The sequence below is a fragment of the Marinibaculum pumilum genome, from assembly GCF_042646425.1.
GTDB classification, from domain to species: domain Bacteria; phylum Pseudomonadota; class Alphaproteobacteria; order Ferrovibrionales; family Ferrovibrionaceae; genus Marinibaculum; species Marinibaculum pumilum.
In genome coordinates this window covers 687,702-704,145 of the sequence record NZ_JBHRTR010000054.1, presented here as the reverse complement: position 1 = coordinate 704,145, position 16,444 = coordinate 687,702, and the positions used below count along the sequence as shown (strand labels likewise).

The following is a 16,444-nucleotide window of genomic DNA, read 5'->3' as shown; positions in this document are numbered from 1 at the left end:
ATCAGTTCACCACTTTCCAGCTGCCGTCGGGCTGGCGGCAGGCCTGGCCATAGGCCTTCTGGGATTCCCCGCCCACGACGATGGTCTGCTGGTATTCGCGGCAATACTGGCCGGATGCCTCCTGATAGGTCCGGGTCGGCGTCACTGTGCCGTAGTTGCCGCTGTCCGGATTGCGCCAGGACGCCGGCCGGCCGGAGGGGTTGTTCTCCAGCGCGTTGGAGGTGGCGGAAGACATCGCCTGCTTGTCGGCGCGATCCAGCGACTTGCCGATCTCGCTGCCCAGGAAGGCACCGGCCAGGGTGCCGGCGGCCACGGCGGCGAGCTGGCCGGTGCCCTTGCCGAACTGCGCGCCGGCAACGGCGCCGCCGACGCCGCCCAGCAGGGTGCCGAATGTCTGCTTCGTTCCGGTATCCTCGGCGCAGGCCGTCAGGAGGCCCGCGGAGACGACCACGATGGCGACCTTGCCGGCCGCCGATTTCGCGAAGCTCAGCATGTTTACGTCTCTCCTCGCTTCCCGCGGCCGTCCAGGACAGGCCGGCCCGGCGGGACAATGTTTCACTGCGCAGTCGCGCGACCGATTTTCGCGCCGGCGGACGGATCCCGCCAAAGGGCGACACTTTCGAACACACAGACTGCGGGCGCCAGCCTGAACGACGGCTGAACGTCCTGATGCCGCCTGCCGAAGACGCTTCGGGCAGCGCGAATTCCTGTCCCGGGCGCCTCCGGCCGGCGCAACCCGACATTGCCAGGATACACGCTCCGCCGCCGGGATCGAACCGCTGCCTCAACCCGGCGGGCCGGCCCTGCGCCAGAATACCGGCGCATCTGGCCTCTGGACTCCGCCTGCTTGCTGCCGCATGGAATAAGCGCGTAAACGCGGCGATTTCAAGGCCATGGCCCGAAAGGCTGCCGCGGCCGGCATTCACGCTTCCGGTCGCAGCGCCGCGACCGGGCATCCTGGCGACACAAAGGCAAAGGTGGCGGCATGTTTCCCGGTCCCGACGACGACCCCTTCCGGTGTTTCGCCGCCTGGCTGGCGGAGGCCGAGGAAAGCGAACCCAACGACCCGAACGCGATGGCGCTGGCCACCGTCGATGCCGATGGGTTGCCCAGCGTGCGCATGGTGCTTCTGAAGGGCGCCGACCCGTCTGGCTTCGTCTTCTACACCAACCTCGACAGCCGAAAGGGCGGCGAACTGGCTGGTAACCCGCAGGCCGCCCTGCTGTTCCATTGGAAGAGCCGGCGCCGCCAGATCCGGGCGGAGGGCGCCGTCACGCCCGTCACCGAGGAAGAGGCGGATGCCTATTTCGCCAGCCGCGCGCGGCCCAGCCAGATCGGCGCCTGGGCCTCGAAGCAGTCGCAGGCGCTGGAAAGCCGCTATGCTCTGGAACGGGCGGTGGCGGCGGAGACGGCGCGCTTCGGCGTGTCCAAGGTGCCGCGTCCGCCGCACTGGTCGGGCTTCCGCCTGAGCCCCTCCCGAATCGAGTTCTGGCAGGACGGGAAGTTCCGTTTGCACGACAGGGCACAATATACCCGGGACGGAGAGGGCTGGAGCTATACCCGGCTCTATCCCTGAGCGGTCGCCGGTACGAGGCGACAGGCGGCGACAGGTCGACGTACGGAATCGGAAGCGGATGGCGCAGGGCGAGGAGAGCGAAGCTGCGACAGCGGAAGCTGCGACAGCGACCCCGTCGGCGGAGGCGGCGGCGCGCCAGGCGGCGATCCGGCTGACCAAGCGGGCCGGCTATGCCTCGGTCGGCGTCGCGCTGCTGCTGATCGCCGTGAAGGTGGTGGCGTGGATCGCCACCGGCTCGGTCGCGATGCTCTCGACCCTGGTCGATTCCATGCTCGACAGCCTGGCCAGCGTGATGACCCTGCTGGCGGTGCACCATGCCGCCCGGCCGCCGGACCGGGAGCACCGGTTCGGCCACGGCAAGGTCGAAGGGGTGGCGGGGCTGGTACAGGCCGCCATCATCGCCGGTTCGGCGGTCTTCCTGCTGTTCGAGGCCGTGTCGCGGCTGATCCGGCCACAGCCGGTCGAGAACAGCGTCGAAGGCATCGTCGTCATCGTCTTTTCGATCGTCGTCACCGGGCTGCTGGTCGGCTACCAGCGGTTTGTCGCCCGGCGCACCGGGTCGGTCGCGATCACCGCCGATTCCATGCACTACGCGACCGACCTGATGGTGAATGCCGGCGTGATCCTGGCCCTGGTGCTGGCCGGCCATTTCGGCATGACCCTGGCCGACCCGATCATCGGGCTCGTGATCGTGGCGCTGATCCTGCGCGGCGCCTACGGCATCTTCCAGGAGTCCTTCAACCACCTGATGGACCACGAGATGCCGGACGAGAAGCGCGCGGAGATTCTGGAGGTGGTGCGCGCGCATCCGCTTGCCGAGGCCGTGCACGACCTGCGCACCCGCTATTCCGGCACAATCCCCGTCATCCAGATGCACCTGGAACTGGATCCGAACATGACCCTGTCGGCCGCCCATGCCATCGCGGACGAGATCGAGGATCGGATCCGCGCGCGTTTCCCGGGCGCGGAAATCATCATCCACCAGGATCCGGCGGGCCTGGAGGGCCCCCATTCGCCGGTGGCCCGGCGTCCGCTGACCGGCCGGCGGGCGGGCTGACCGCCATGGCGGGACGCGACGGTGACGGCGCCCCCGGCGGCCGCCAGGACGAGAGCTTCGCCACCCTGGCGGATCCTGCGGCCTGGCCGCCGGCCCTGGAGCAGCCGGGGGACGCGCCGATCCGGCGGGTGGACACGCATGCCGCGGCGGTCTTCCTGGGCAAGCGACATGTCCTGAAGATCAAGCGGGCGGTGCGTTTCTCCTTCCTGGATTTCACCACCGTCGACCGCCGACGCGCGGTGTGCGAGGCGGAGCTGCGGCTGAACCGTCGCACGGCGCCGGAGATCTATCTGCGGACCGGCGCGATCGTGCGGCGCGGCGACGGTCTGGCCCTGCTCGACGATGCGGCGGATGCCGGTGGCCACCCGGTCGTCGACTGGCTGGTGGTGATGCGGCGCTTCGACGAGGACGGCCTGCTGGCCGACGTGGCGAAGTCGGGACGCCTGACCGATTCGATCTGCGACGAGGTGGCCCGGCAGGTCGCCGCCCTGCACCGGGCGGAGGCGCCGCGCCGCGACCTGGGCGGGGTTCCCGCCCTGCAGCGGACCCTGGAGGGCGCCCTGGGCGAGATCCACGCCCATGACGATGACGGCATCCTGGACGCGGAACGGGTCGCCGCGGCGGAAGAGGCGCTGCGGGCGGCATTCGAGGCGGCACGCGACGGCATCGAGGCGCGGCGCCGCGACGGCTTCGTCCGCCATGTCCATGGCGACCTCCACCTTGGCAATATCTGCCTCTTCGGCGGCCAGCCCCGCCTGTTCGACTGCATCGAGTTCAACGAGGAATTCGCGGTCATCGACATCCTCTACGACCTGGCCTTCCTGCTGATGGACCTCTGGCATGCCGGCAGGCCGGCGCAGGCGAACCGGGTGCTGAACTTCTGGCTGGAGGACCTGCACGACATGCCGGCCCGGCTGGACGGGCTGTCGCTGCTGCCGCTCTACCTGGCCCTGCGCGCGGCGATCCGCACCCATGTCCATTGCAGCATGGCGGCGGTCCAGCAGGATGCGGCGGCAGCGCGGTCGCAGGCCGAAACGGCGCAGGCCTACCTGGCGGAACTGACCGCGTTCCTGGCGCCCGCGCAGCCGGTGCTGCTGGGCATCGGCGGCCTGTCCGGCACCGGCAAGTCCACCCTGGCCCGCCGCCTGGCGCCGATGCTGGGCCGCATCCCGGGCGCGGTCGTGCTGCGCTCGGACGCGATCCGCAAGGCGATGTGGGGCGTCTCACCGACGGAGAAGCTGCCGACGGAGGCCTATGCCGCCGGGCAGAGCGAGGCCGTCTATGCCGAACTCCGCCGGCAGGCGGCGGCGGCCTTGCAGGCGGGGCAGGCTGTGATCGCCGATGCGGTCCATGCCCGGCCGGAGGAGCGTGCGGCGCTGGCGGATCTGGCGCGGGAATGCGGCGTGCCGTTCCACGGCCTGTGGCTGGATGCGCCCGACCCGGAACTGGAAGCGCGGCTGGCGGCGCGCCACGGCGACGTGTCCGACGCCGATTCGGCCGTGCTGCAGCGGCAGAGGGCGTACGATATCGGTCCGCTGGACTGGTCGCGGGTGGCGACCGGCGGGGGGATTGACGCAACGGTTGCGGCGGTTCGCGATGTCATGCCCGGGGGATGGCTCCGCGTCCCGCCGGGAATGGCGTAGACTACGCCGCGTGGGAGGCGCGCCGGCGCCGCGGCGGGGGACAACCCTGCCGATGCCGGCCAGGACAAGGCGGGACGCTGCCGATGCACGATCTGTGTCGAACCATATTGGTGCCGATGACCGACCATCCGGCCGATGCCGACAGCCTGAAGGTCGCGCTGCGCCTGGGCCAGCGATGGGGCGCGCATGTCCGGGCACTCTATACCGCCATCGATTCGCGCGACGCGGTCGCCTTCCTGGGCGAAGGGATGACCGCCGGCATGATCGAAAAGGTGATGGAGGCGAGCGCCGCCGATTGCCGGGTGCGCAACACCCATTGCCACGAGATCTACGAGGCCGCGGTCAGTTCCGTCGGCGCGCCGCGGCGCACCGAGCCGCCGCCGATCGACGATGGGACGCCGCATTCCGCCTACAGCGTCTCCTACGAGCATGCGACCGGTCGCGAGGACGAGGTGGTGGCCGAACGGGGCCGCATGGCGGACCTGATCGTCATGCCCCGGCCGCTGCCGGAGAACGGTCCCTCGCCGGTGCTGGAGGCGGCGCTGCGGGATACCGGCCGGCCGGTCTTCGTGGTGCCGCAGGGCACGGTCCCCGATGGCTTCGGCCAGCGGGTGGCGGTCGGCTGGAACGGCTCGATCGAATGCACGCGGGCGCTCACCGCCGCCCTGCCGTTCCTGTCGGCGGCATCGGAGGTCCATATCCTGGGGGTGGAGCCGGAACGCAATTTCGGCCCGCCGGCCGAGGCGGTGGTCGACTATCTCGCCTGGCACGGCGTGCCGTCGGCCCATCGCATCGTCACCCGCGATCCGGCCGGCCCGGGCAAGGCGCTGCTACGGATCACGCGGGAACTGAACGCTGACATGCTGGTTCTCGGGGCCTATTCCCGCAGCCAGATGCGCCGCCTGATCTTCGGCGGCGTGACGGCCGAAGTGCTCAACAGGTCGCCGATTCCTGCCCTGATGACGCACTGATACCGGCCTGCGGGGCGGTCGCCTCGCGCTGTGGTCGCTCTCCCTCGTCACAGGACCCGAAGCAGAGCATGGAGACAGAGTCGGGAGAGGGTGGCCGCAGGCGGCGTCTGAGCGCCCTGTTCCGCCACTGGCAGCGGCGCTGGCGGGCGCCGATCGGCCCGCTGGTGATGCTGCTTTCCGGCGGACTGGTCCTGGTGTCGGTCGCGACCGTCCTCTATCTCGGCTATCGCGGCATCACGACCACGACGGTCGACATGGGGCGGGAGAAGGCCGCCCTGGTCGCCAATATCGTCGAGGCGCGGCTGAAGGACAGTTTCGACGGGGTGGCGGCCCAGACCCGCCTGCTGGCCGACATCGCCGAAAAGCAGGGCATCGCCCCGCCGGAAGGCGATGCGGGCGGCGAAGGCTTCATCGATCTCCTCGCCGGGGCGCTGTCGGCCAATGCCGGCCTGACCGCGCTGGACTATTTTTCGCCGGACGGGGCGTGGCTCCGTGTCACCCGCAGTTCGGAAACCGGGATCGCGGTACGCCGCCGCCAGGTCAGCGGCGCCGACGCCGCCACCGCTCTGGCGCGCACGCTGGAGCAGGAGCGGCCCAGCTGGGGCCGCATCTTCTGGGACGAGAGCCTGAAGCAGCCGCTGCTGAACTATCGCCTGCCGGTCGCCGGCCCGGACGGCCGCGGCGGCGTCCTGGTGGCGGTGATCGGGGTGGCCGACCTGTCGCTGGCCTTCGACGATCTCTATGACCGCTACGGCGTGGTGCCCTTCATCCTGCTGCAGCGACAGTTCGTGCTGGCGCATCCGAACCTCGCGCGCGGCTTCACCGGCGTTGGGGCCGCCCACCCGCTGCCGAGCCTGGACCAGGTCGGCGACCCGGTCCTGGCCAAGATCTGGGAAGAGGGCAGCCTGGTGGACCGGCTGCGGTCGGACCGGGTGTTCGGCGGCCGCGGCCATCTGCGCCATGCCGACGGCACGACCTATGTCTACCTGTACCGCGAGGTGCAGCGCCCCGGCGCCGATCCCTGGCTGGTCGGCTCCATCCTGCGCGAGGACAGCCTGGATGCCGCCCTGGACCGGGCGCTGAACATGGCGCTGGCCGGCCTGGCGATCCTGATCCTTGCGGTTTCGGCCGCCGGCCTGGCGGCACGCCGGCTGAGCCGCCGCTTCCACGAATTCGCCGGCCTGGCCGGCCTGATCCGCAGCCTGGACTTCGACGATGTGCCGGGCCTGCGCCGCAGCCGCATCCGGGAAGTCGACGATACCGCCCAGGCGATGAACCAGATGGCGGACGCCATGCGCTGGTTCGTCAGCTATGTGCCGCGCGGGCTGGTCCGCCGTCTGGTCCGGATGGGCAGTTCCCACCGCCTGGAAAGCGAGAACCGGGTGATGACGGTGATGTTCACCGACATCACCGGCTTCACCGCCCTGTCGGAGGCGATGCGGGCGGACGAGGTGGCCGCCTATCTGAACCGGCATTTCTCCATGCTGGAGGACTGCGTGGAGGCCTATGACGGTACCGTCGACAAGATGCTGGGCGACGGGCTGATGGTGTTCTGGGGCGCGCCGGACGCGGTGCCGGACCACGCCCGCCGGGCCTGTGCGGCGGCCCTGGCGATCGCGGAGGCGGTGCGGGCCGACAATACCCGCCTGTCCGCCGAGGGGCTGCCCCCGGTGCGGCTGCGCATCGGCCTGCACAGCGGCCCGGTCACGGTCGGCAATATCGGCGGCACGACCCGGGTCAACTACACCATCGTCGGCGATACGGTGAACACCGCGCAGCGCATCTGCGATTTCGTGCGCGAACTGTCGGAGCGGGCGGAGATCACGATCCTGCTGTCGGAGGAGACCCGCCGCGCCGTGGGGGACGAGGCGGGCTATGGCTTCGCAGAGGAGGCCGAGGTCTGCCTGCGGGGCCAGAAGCACGCGACCCGGATCTATCGCCTTGCCGGCCGCCACGGGAACGACCGGGCGCCGGCAGGAGATGGGCCGGAGCACGCCGGGAGCGGCTGAGGGCGGCACGCAATTTCGTGGAAATGGCCCGGCCGTTCCTATAGCGTGCCGCCCATGGCAGAGCAGCGGAACGAGCGTCAGCGCAACCTCATCCTGACCGGGGCGAGCCGGGGCATCGGCCATGCCACCGTGAAGCGTTTCAGCGCGGCCGGCTGGCGGGTCATCACGATCTCCCGGCAACCTTTCTCCGAACACTGCCCCTGGGACGGCGGCGAGGAGAACCATGTCGTCCTCGACCTCTCCGACCTCGCGGGGCTGGAGGCGGGGATCGAGGATCTGCGCCGGCGGCTCGACGGTGCGGGCCTGGATGCCCTGGTCAACAATGCCGGGATCTCTCCCAAGGGCCCGGACGGGGAGCGGCTGGGCACCCTGAACACGCCGATCGCCGACTGGCTGACGGTCTACAACGTCAACCTGCTGTCCACTGTGATGCTGGCGCGCGGCCTGTTCGCCAACCTGGAGGCGGCGAAGGGCAGCATCGTCAACGTCACGTCAATCGCCGGCTCGCGCGTGCATCCCTTCGCGGGCGCCGCCTATGCCACCTCGAAGGCCGCCCTGGTCGCCCTGACCCGCGAGATGGCGCACGATTTCGGCCCCCACGGCATCCGCGTGAACGCCATCGCGCCGGGGGAAATCGACACCTCCATCCTGTCGCCGGGCACGGAGGAGATCGTGGAGCGCGAGATCCCGATGCGGCGCCTGGGCAAGCCGGAGGAGGTGGCGGCGACGATCTATTTCCTCTGCTCGCCGCAGGCCTCCTACGTCAACGGCGCGGAAATCCACATCAATGGCGGGCAGCACGTCTGAACCGCCCCTGGCCCCGCCCGCCGGCGGTGCCGGACGGGAGGAATGGCTGCGCCGGAGCGATGGTCCCGACCTGGGGCTGCGGCTGTGGGCGGTCGATGCGCCGAAGGCCGTGGTGCAGATCGTCCACGGGCTGGCGGAGCATTGCGTGCGCTATGCGCCCCTGGCCGCAGACCTGAACTGCGCCGGATATGCGGCGATCGCCCATGACATCCGCGGCCACGGCCTGAGCGCCGGGACGGCAGGCCCGTTGGGCCACATGGCCGACGGGCCTGGCGACTGGCCGGCCCTGGTGGCCGATCTTGCCGCTGTCGCGGCCGCGGCGCAGGCGCGCTGGCCCGGGCGGCCGCTCCTGCTGTTCGGACATTCCATGGGGTCGGTCCTGTCGCTTGCGGCGCTGGAAGCCTGGGAGCCGCCGACGGCTGCGCCCTGGGCCGCGGCGATCCTTTCCGGACCGCCCGGCCTGCCGCCGCCGATCGCACCGCTCGGCCTCGCCATCGCCCGGCTGGAGGCGCTGCGCCTGGGCCGGCGGGGTGTCTCGCCGCTGCTGCATGCGCTGACTTTCGGCGGCTACGCCAAGGCGGTAGACCGCGGGCCGGCCGATCGCGGCACCGCCTTCGACTGGCTCAGCCGCGACCCCGACCAGGTCGCCGCCTATATCGCCGATCCCTGGTGCGGCTTCCGGGCCAGCATCGGCAGCTGGATGGCGCTGGTGTCCGGCCTGTCGCAGGCGACCGCCGTCCGGAGCCTGCAGCGCCTGCCGCAGGACCTGCCGCTGCTGGTCATCGCCGGCGCGGAGGATCCGGTCGGCGGCAAGGGCAAGGCGGTGCGCGCGCTGGCCGCACGGATGCGCCGGACGGGCAGGCTGCAGCCGGACCTGCGGCTGCGTCCCGGCGCGCGGCACGAGGTGCTGAACGAGACCGACGCCGCCGCGGTGCGCGCCGAGACCCTGGACTGGCTGGCCCGGCTGCCGCTGCCGGCCTGAAGGCGCGCCGCCGCCGGCGGCGGGACCTTCTGTCCCGTCCTGGCGCTTTGGCTTGCGGCGGTTCCGCCGCCCTCCCTATAGTCCGCCACACGAAACACCGGTCCGCGCCGGTGCTGCCTGCCCCGGTCCCTCCGGACCGGCTGGCGCATGGTGCGTTCCGCCAGGACTTGAGGAGACACCCATGCTTGGATTGATGCAGAAAGAGCCGCTGCTGATCTCGTCGCTGATCAAGTACGCCGCGCTGTACCATGGCGATACCGAGATCGTGACCCGCACCATCGAGGGGCCGATCCACCGCTACACCTATCGCGACCTGCATGCCCGGTCGAAGCGGCTGGCCAATGCCCTGACCCGCCTTGGCGTGGGGCAGGGCGACCGCATCGGCACCCTGGCCTGGAACACCTACCGGCATATGGAGCTGTATTACGGCGTGTCGGGCATGGGTGCAGTGCTGCACACCATCAACCCGCGCCTGTTCCCGGAGCAGATCGAGTACATCGCCAACCATGCCGAGGACCAGTTCATCTTCGTCGACCTGACCTTCGTGCCGCTGCTGGAAGCGCTGGCCGACAAGCTGACGACGGTGAAGGGCTATGTGGTGATGACCGACCGGGAGCATATGCCGGCGGACAGCAAGCTGCCCAACCTGCACTGCTACGAGGACCTGCTGGCGGCGGAGAGCGACGATTTCGACTGGCCGGAGTTCGACGAGAACACCGCCTCCTCGCTCTGCTACACCTCCGGCACCACCGGCAATCCGAAGGGCGTCCTGTACAGCCACCGCTCCACGGTGCTGCATTCCTTCGCCGTCTGCATGAAGGACTGTCTGGGTCTGTCCTCCTACGACAATGCCCTGATCATCGTGCCGCTGTTCCATGCCAATGCCTGGGGCATCCCCTATGCCGCGGCGATGTGCGGCGCCAAGCTGGTCTTCCCCGGCGCGAAGCTGGACGGTGCCTCCGTCCACGACCTGCTGAAGACCGAGCAGTGCAACTTCTCGCTTGGCGTGCCGACCGTCTGGCTGATGTTCTTCCAACACCTGGACGCCAATCCGGATATCGACCTGAAAGCCGACATCAAGCTGGAGCGGGTGGTGATCGGCGGCTCCGCCGCGCCGCGCGCGATGATCGAGCGGTTCTGGAACCAGCTGGGCGCCTATGTCGTCCATGCCTGGGGCATGACGGAGATGAGCCCGCTGGGTACCACCGGCACCCTGCTGCCCAAGCATGCCAAGCTGTCGGACAAGGAGCGGTTCGACGTGCAGAGCAAGCAGGGCCGCGTCGTCTATGGCGTGGAGACGAAGATCATCGACGATGACGGCAACGAGCTGCCGCGCGACGGGGTGGCCTTCGGCAACCTGATGGTGAAGGGCCCCTGGATCACCGCCGGCTATTTCAAGGGCGATGGCGGCGAGATCCTGGACGGGGACGGCTTCTTCAACACCGGCGACGTGGCCACCCTGGATCCGGACGGCTACATGCAGATCACCGACCGGGCGAAGGACGTGATCAAGTCCGGCGGCGAGTGGATCTCCTCCATCGACCTGGAGAACGCGGCAGTCGGCCATCCGGCCGTCCAGGAAGCCGCAGTGATCGGCGTCTATCACGCGAAATGGCAGGAACGGCCGCTGCTGATCTGCGTCAAGAAGGAGGGCCAGGAGGTCGATCGCGAGCAGATGCTCGCCTTCCTGGAGGACAAGGTCGCCAAGTGGTGGCTGCCCGATGATGTCGTCTTCGTCGACCAGCTGCCGCATACCGCCACCGGCAAGCTGCTGAAGACCAAGCTGCGGCAGGACTTCGCCGAGCACAAGCTGCCGACGGCGGACGCCGCGGAGTAGCGCGGGCACGCGGCGGCAGCGCAGGCATGGCAGCGCGGCCGCCGCCGCCGAAGGCGCAGGCGATGCTGTCGCGTGCGGTCGCCGCCCATCAGGGCGGCGACCTGGCCGCGGCGGAGGCCGGCTATCGCGCGGTCCTGCAGAAATGGCCGAAGACCGCCGACGCGCTGCACCTGCTGGGGCTGGTGGCGCAGGCGCGCGGCGATGGCGATCGTGCGGAACAGCTGATCCGGCGGGCGGTGAAGCTGTCGCCCGGCACCGCGGACATGCAGTTCAATCTGGGCCTGGTGCTGCGTGAGCGCGGCGCGACGGATGAAGCCGAGGCGGCCTTCGCCGCCTGCATCGCGGCGGCACCGGGCCATGCCGGCGCGCATCATGCGCTGGGCGTGCTGCGCTTCGGCCGCGGCGACCTGGACGGGGCGGAGGCCTGCTACCGGCAGGCGCTGGCCGCCAGCCCGCGCGATCCGAAGCTGCAGGCCGACCTGGCCTTCCTGCTCGTCGAGCAGGGCCTGCCGGAGGAGGCGGCGGCTCTGTGCCGGCGCGCCCTGCAGGCCGCGCCGCAGGACGAGGATGCGGCCAGCACCCTGGGCAAGGCGCTGCAGGAGACCGGCGACATGGCCGGCGCGGTCCGGGCCTTCCGCGACCTGCTGGTCCGCCGTCCCGACAGCGTGAAGGCGCGCATGGGGTTGCACCCGCTGCTGCTGGAGACCGAGGGCGCGGCGGCGGCGATCGCCTGCCTGGACGAGATCCTGGCGGCCGCGCCGGGCCACCAGTCGGCGCTGCTGCATCGCGGCATCCTCACCGCGCTGGACGATCCGGATGCGGCCGAGCCGTTCTTCGCGCGGCTGCAGCCCGATCCGGACGGCGGCAATCTGGGGCTGGACTGCTGGCGCTATGCCGCGGCGCAGCGCGATGCGCAGACCCTGTTCATGGGCAGCCGCTGCGGCCTGCTGGCGGCGGCCGACGAGCGCGCCGGCCTGGATGGCTTCACGGCGGAGTTCGGCGTCCGCCATGGCGCCTCGCTGCGCTTCCTGGCCGGCCGCATCGACGGGCTGGTGCATGGCTTCGACAGTTTCGAGGGGCTGCCGGAGGACTGGCAGCACTTCAAGGCCGGCACCTTCACCACCGGCGGGCAGCTGCCGCAGGTGCCGGACAATGTGCGCCTGCATGTCGGCTGGTTCACCGATACCCTGCCGGACTTCCTGGCAGCAGAGCCGGGCCCGGCGCGGCTGTTGAACATCGACTGCGACCTGTTTTCTTCCACCCGCGACGCGCTGGAGGGGCTGGGCCCGCGCATCGGGGCCGGGACGGTGATCGTCTTCGACGAATATTTCATGCAGCCCGACTGGCGGGCGCACGAATATCGCGGCTTCCAGGAAGTGGCGGCCGCGCGGGGCTGGCGCTATCGCTACCTGGCCTTCAACTTCACCACCCGACAGGCGCCAGTGCAGATCCTGGACTGACCCGGCGGGGACGCGCAGGCGGCGCTATCCGGTGCCTGTCGCGTCGCCGGCGGAGCTGCTGTCCGGGGCGGGCGGCAGATCGCACCAGAAGGTGCTGCCCCAGCCCTCCCGGCTCTCGAAGCCGACCCGGCCGCCCATCCCCTCGGCGATGCGCTTCACCACCGTCAGGCCGATGCCGGCGCCCTCGCCGGCGAGCAGGGCATCGCCCCGCAGGCTGCCGACCGCATCAAAGACATGGGCCTGCCGGGCGGCCGGGATGCCGCGGCCGGTATCGGCGACGGACAGCCGCACCCAGCCGTCGGGCTGCCGCGCGGCGGAGACGGTTACCGTGCCGCCGCGCCGGTTGTAGCGGATCGCGTTCGACAGATAGTTCAGCAGCACCTGGCGCAGGCGCATCGGATCCGCCAGCACCCGGGGGACCGGGCCATCCGGGGCCCTGTGGACTTCGATGCCGGCGCGTTCCGCGATCGGCCGCGTCTGGGAGATGGATTCGGCGATGATGCCGTCGATCTCGACCGCTTCCAGGGTGAAGCGCATGCGGCCGGCCTCCACCCCCGCCAGGTCGAGGATCTCGTTGACCAGGGCCAGCAGCTGCTCTCCCGCCTGGCGGATGCTGCGCACATAGTCGCGTCGCTTCTCTTCCCCGACCGACGCGGGGGCCAGATCCAGCATTTCGGCAAAGCCGATGATCGCATTGAGCGGGGTACGCAGTTCATGGCTCATGCCGGCCAGGAAGTCCGTCTTGGCCCTGCCCATCCGTTCCGCTTCCTGCTTGGCGGCGAGCAGGGCGTTCTCCGCCATCACGCGGGCGGTCACGTCGTGGCAGGTGCCGAACACCCGGACCGCCCTGCCGCCGGCGCGCTCGATCCGGACGTTCGCTTCGACATGGATGATGCTGCCGTCCTTGCGGATCAACCGGTAGGATTCCGGGCCGATCACGGTCGCGCCGGCGTCGATGGCATCGGAGATCCACTGCATGACGCGCGCGCCGTCCTCCGGGTGGTGGATCTCGTCCGTCACCCGGTCGAGGCTGGCCGGATCGTCGGCGGTGACGCCAAGCAGGGCCCGCAGGCCGGGGGACCAGTCCAGGGCATCGGTCTGCAGGTCCCAGGTGAAATCGCCGAACCGGGCCAGGAGCTGGGCCTCGATGAGCTGTTCCTGGCTGTGGCGCAGCTCCCGCGTGGCCTGTGCCACACGGCGGCGCAGCAGGAAGATGAAGCCGGTTCCGACGAGAAGCGCCAGGACCGCTGCCCCCGCGAGCCAGTACAGCCAGGCCGGCAGGATCGGCGGGGGTTCGGGGCCGAGCCATTGGTCGTAGGCGCCGAAATAGGCCGATTGCGGATCCGACTGCAGGGCGGCGACCACCGCGTCGACCCTTTCGATGGCACCATCGTCGAAGACGGGGGAAAAGCCGAGATAGAGCGGTGTCGGGTTGAAGGTCATTTCCGAACGGGAAAGCGCGAAGCGCGCCTCCATCTCCCGGCCCAGGAAGTTGTTCACCACCGCCAGGTCCGCCGTGCCGCCGGCCACCGCCTGCAGGCTGGCCTCGTGGCTGTCCGTGGGCTGGATGCGGAAATCGCCCTGCCGCCCGGGCAGTTGCTGCAGCGCCCTGTGCTGCACGCTGTCGCGCAGCACGGCGATGCTGCGGCCGCGCAGGTCGTCCAGGCTGCGCACGAGGGTGCCGGGGCGGGCATAGAAGTACGAGAAGCTGCGCAGCACCGGCACCTGGCTGAACTTGAACGCCGCCGCCCGCTGGGCGGTATGGGCCACGTCGGGCAGGATGTCGATGCGCCCGTCCGCGAGCATCTCCAGGCAGCCGGTCCAGGTGCAGGGCCGGTAGTCGAGGTCCCAGCCCAGCTCTGCGGCCACTGCGGCGAGGACGTCCGGGAACAGCCCGGCCGGTTCGCCCTGCCGGTCCAGGAAGAGCTTCGGCGGGTTCTGGTAGATCCCGACGCGGAGCGGCGCCCCGTCGGCGTCCGCCCCTGACTGCGCCGCTGCAGCCGTCCCGGATGCCGCCGCGGGCGGCAGGAAGGCCAGCACCAGGCCCAACAGGGTGCCTGCCGCCGCGCGACGGCACGCCGGACGCCATGCCCGATCCCCCTTAGCCGCCCCGCCCTGGCCCATGCTTTCGAGTCCGCTCTCTTCCCCGAGGTCCCGAACCTCCGGGACAGGTTAGCAGGTGGGGCGGACGGCGTCGGCAGCCAGCTAGGCCACCCGGACCACGGCGGACATGCCGGCCGCCTGATGCTCCAGGATGTGGCAATGGAACATCCAGTCGCCCGGATTGTCGGCGACCAGGGCGATCTCCACCCGCTCGCCCGGTGTCATCAGGACCGTGTCGCGCCATTCCCGGTGCGGGGTTGGCGCACCATCGCGGGAGATCACCCGGAAGGCATGCCCGTGCAGATGCATCGGGTGCGGGAAGGCCGTCGCATTGGCCATGGCGATGATGTATGTGCGTCCCCGCTCCAGGGTCAGCACGGGCGCCATGGCATGCCCGTCGGCCGCGATGCCGTTGACGAACCACATCCGCCCGTCCTGCATCATCCGCTGCATCCGCGCCATCGGCATGGACGCCATCGGGCCGCCCATTTCCTGCATCATGCGCCCGCCCATCATGCCGCCGTTGAACACCACCTCGTGGCGGGTCGCCGCATCCAGGTCCGGTTCCGCCAGCGGGTTGGGCGGCAGGGCCAGCGACCAGTCCGGCGCATTGTCGCGCAGGGGCCGGTCGGCATAGGCGATCTCCGTCACCTGGTAGGTCTGGCGCGGATAGTAGCGGTCCGTCACCTGATGGCGGCTGCCGGCCGCGCCGGTCATGTCCAGGATCAGGTCGGTGCGCATGCCCGGCCCGACCACCACAACGCCTTCCGGCGGCGCATGGGGGGGCACAGGCTGGCCGTCGAGGGCGATGATCTGCGGCCGATGGCCGGCGAAGTCCAGGCCGAAGATGCGGGCATTGGCCGCGTTGATCAGGCGCAGGCGGATCCGCTCCCCGCCGCGCGCCTCCAGTGGCTGCGGCTGGCGGCCGTTCACGGTCAGGATGTTGCCGAAGCGGCCGGCATGGCTGGCATCGTGGAGGTTGCCGAAATCGTCGCTGATCTGCGCCTTCTCGGTCAGCCGCCAGTCGTCCAGGATCCAGGTCAGGTCGCGGTCGACCCGCGGCGGCTCGCGCTCCTCCACGATCAGGGGGCCATAGAGCCCGCGTCCGACCTGTTCCGAACTGCGCTGGTGCGGGTGGTACCAGAAGGTGCCCGCGTCGGGCACCTCGAACTCGTAGCTGAATTGCCCGCCCGGCGCGATCGGCTTCTGGGTCAGGTGCGGCACGCCATCCATGGCGTTGGGCACACGCAGGCCGTGCCAGTGGATGCCGGTCTCTTCTGCCAGGCCGTTCTCGACCGCGATCCGCACCCTTTGGCCCTGCCGCAGGCGAATTTCCGGGCCTGGCAGGCTGTCGTTGAAGCACCAGACGGGTGTGGGTTCGTAGGGTGCGCCGACAAGCGGCGCCGTGCCGGGGGCGGGCCGCAGCGACAGGGTCTGCTCCGGTGCTGCCACGGCGGGACGCAGGATAGCGGGAAGGGCGAGGCCACCGACGGCGGCAAGGCCGGTCGCGGCGAGGAATGCGCGCCGGGTCGGCGCAGCTTTCTTGGTCATCACGGGGCTTCCTGAATGACAGGTCTGACGAATGACGGGCCGGCGCCGGCGGGACTGCCGGCGGACCGTCAGGTCGACGCCGCTTCCCCGGAGGGCGCGGCTCAGCTCAGGAAACGAAGGCGTGGCGGGTGGGGATCGGGCGACAGCGCCTCGCCGTCCCGGGATCCGATTCGGCCGGGCCGGAGCCGGCTTCCGGCCGGCGGTACGGCCGCCTGTCCCTGGGCGGCCAAGCCCGGCGGAGGGGCGGCGCAGCCGTTGCAGGTCTTGCCGCTGTCGTCGCGATCGTCGCTGCCGGCCGGCATCGCCGGGCAGCCGTGGCAGTCCGCCGGCACTGCCAGCACGGCGCTGCCGGGCGCAGCCGCCGACAGGCCCTCCGCTGCGGGTGTGCCGGAGGGACAGGGTGCAGCCGCCATTGCACCGGGCGCCAGGAAGACGGCGGTCGCGGCAG

Annotated in this window: 12 protein-coding genes; 9 read left to right on the top strand and 3 right to left on the bottom strand. The window is 70.6% G+C overall.

Annotation, left to right across the window (positions count from 1 at the left end; genetic code table 11):
- Position 1: 1 nt before the first annotated feature.
- Complete coding sequence (locus ACFOGJ_RS30125) at positions 2 to 493, bottom strand: RT0821/Lpp0805 family surface protein (protein ID WP_379907041.1); 492 nt, start codon at positions 491 to 493, stop codon at positions 2 to 4.
- Positions 494 to 985: 492 nt separating this feature from the next.
- Here ACFOGJ_RS30125 and pdxH point away from each other — a divergent pair, with 492 nt between their 5' ends.
- The 9 genes from pdxH (at position 986) to ACFOGJ_RS30080 (ending at position 12,342) form a co-directional block, all read left to right on the top strand.
- Entirely contained in the window at positions 986 to 1,576 is a 591-nt protein-coding gene (pdxH, locus tag ACFOGJ_RS30120) for a pyridoxamine 5'-phosphate oxidase (protein WP_379907040.1), read from the top strand.
- Between the two features lie 58 nt (positions 1,577 to 1,634).
- Positions 1,635 to 2,633, top strand: a complete 999-nt coding sequence (locus ACFOGJ_RS30115) for a cation diffusion facilitator family transporter (RefSeq protein ID WP_379907039.1) — start codon at positions 1,635 to 1,637, stop codon at positions 2,631 to 2,633.
- A 5-nt stretch (positions 2,634 to 2,638) separates the two neighbouring features.
- A complete protein-coding gene (locus ACFOGJ_RS30110) occupies positions 2,639 to 4,276 on the top strand; it encodes a bifunctional aminoglycoside phosphotransferase/ATP-binding protein (RefSeq protein WP_379907038.1) in 1,638 nt (545 codons plus the stop codon).
- Positions 4,277 to 4,392: 116 nt separating this feature from the next.
- Positions 4,393 to 5,247, top strand: a complete 855-nt coding sequence (locus ACFOGJ_RS30105) for a universal stress protein (protein WP_379907037.1) — start codon at positions 4,393 to 4,395, stop codon at positions 5,245 to 5,247.
- A 68-nt stretch (positions 5,248 to 5,315) separates the two neighbouring features.
- A complete protein-coding gene (locus ACFOGJ_RS30100; RefSeq protein WP_379907035.1) occupies positions 5,316 to 7,256 on the top strand; it encodes an adenylate/guanylate cyclase domain-containing protein in 1,941 nt (646 codons plus the stop codon).
- A gap of 54 nt (positions 7,257 to 7,310) precedes the next feature.
- The gene (locus tag ACFOGJ_RS30095; RefSeq protein ID WP_379907033.1) at positions 7,311 to 8,063 is read left to right on the top strand and encodes an SDR family NAD(P)-dependent oxidoreductase; all 753 of its coding nucleotides are present in this window, start codon (positions 7,311 to 7,313) and stop codon (positions 8,061 to 8,063) included.
- Positions 8,044 to 9,045, top strand: a complete 1,002-nt coding sequence (locus ACFOGJ_RS30090; protein WP_379907031.1) for an alpha/beta fold hydrolase — start codon at positions 8,044 to 8,046, stop codon at positions 9,043 to 9,045. Before ACFOGJ_RS30095 ends, ACFOGJ_RS30090 begins: the two co-directional genes overlap by 20 nt.
- Before the next feature lie 181 nt (positions 9,046 to 9,226).
- Complete coding sequence (locus tag ACFOGJ_RS30085) at positions 9,227 to 10,882, top strand: 3-(methylthio)propionyl-CoA ligase (protein ID WP_379907030.1); 1,656 nt, start codon at positions 9,227 to 9,229, stop codon at positions 10,880 to 10,882.
- A gap of 26 nt (positions 10,883 to 10,908) precedes the next feature.
- A complete protein-coding gene (locus ACFOGJ_RS30080) occupies positions 10,909 to 12,342 on the top strand; it encodes a tetratricopeptide repeat protein (RefSeq protein WP_379907029.1) in 1,434 nt (477 codons plus the stop codon).
- Between the two features lie 24 nt (positions 12,343 to 12,366).
- Here ACFOGJ_RS30080 and ACFOGJ_RS30075 read toward each other — a convergent pair whose 3' ends face one another.
- Both ACFOGJ_RS30075 and ACFOGJ_RS30070 read right to left on the bottom strand, forming a co-directional pair.
- The gene (locus ACFOGJ_RS30075) at positions 12,367 to 14,382 is read right to left on the bottom strand and encodes an ATP-binding protein (protein ID WP_379907092.1); all 2,016 of its coding nucleotides are present in this window, start codon (positions 14,380 to 14,382) and stop codon (positions 12,367 to 12,369) included.
- Between the two features lie 165 nt (positions 14,383 to 14,547).
- Entirely contained in the window at positions 14,548 to 15,996 is a 1,449-nt protein-coding gene (locus ACFOGJ_RS30070) for a multicopper oxidase family protein (protein WP_379907028.1), read from the bottom strand.
- Between the last annotated feature and the right edge of the window lie 448 nt (positions 15,997 to 16,444).

Excerpts from the sequence above, each read along its gene's own strand:
- ACFOGJ_RS30125 (WP_379907041.1), bottom strand. The coding sequence starts at position 493 with ATGCTGAGCTTCGCGAAATCGGCGGCCGGCAAGGTCGCCATCGTGGTC.
- pdxH (WP_379907040.1), top strand. The coding sequence starts at position 986 with ATGTTTCCCGGTCCCGACGACGACCCCTTCCGGTGTTTCGCCGCCTGG.
- ACFOGJ_RS30115 (WP_379907039.1), top strand. The coding sequence starts at position 1,635 with ATGGCGCAGGGCGAGGAGAGCGAAGCTGCGACAGCGGAAGCTGCGACA.
- ACFOGJ_RS30110 (WP_379907038.1), top strand. The coding sequence starts at position 2,639 with ATGGCGGGACGCGACGGTGACGGCGCCCCCGGCGGCCGCCAGGACGAG.
- ACFOGJ_RS30105 (WP_379907037.1), top strand. The coding sequence starts at position 4,393 with ATGACCGACCATCCGGCCGATGCCGACAGCCTGAAGGTCGCGCTGCGC.
- ACFOGJ_RS30100 (WP_379907035.1), top strand. The coding sequence starts at position 5,316 with ATGGAGACAGAGTCGGGAGAGGGTGGCCGCAGGCGGCGTCTGAGCGCC.
- ACFOGJ_RS30095 (WP_379907033.1), top strand. The coding sequence starts at position 7,311 with ATGGCAGAGCAGCGGAACGAGCGTCAGCGCAACCTCATCCTGACCGGG.
- ACFOGJ_RS30090 (WP_379907031.1), top strand. The coding sequence starts at position 8,044 with ATGGCGGGCAGCACGTCTGAACCGCCCCTGGCCCCGCCCGCCGGCGGT.
- ACFOGJ_RS30085 (WP_379907030.1), top strand. The coding sequence starts at position 9,227 with ATGCTTGGATTGATGCAGAAAGAGCCGCTGCTGATCTCGTCGCTGATC.
- ACFOGJ_RS30080 (WP_379907029.1), top strand. The coding sequence starts at position 10,909 with ATGGCAGCGCGGCCGCCGCCGCCGAAGGCGCAGGCGATGCTGTCGCGT.
- ACFOGJ_RS30070 (WP_379907028.1), bottom strand. The coding sequence starts at position 15,996 with ATGACCAAGAAAGCTGCGCCGACCCGGCGCGCATTCCTCGCCGCGACC.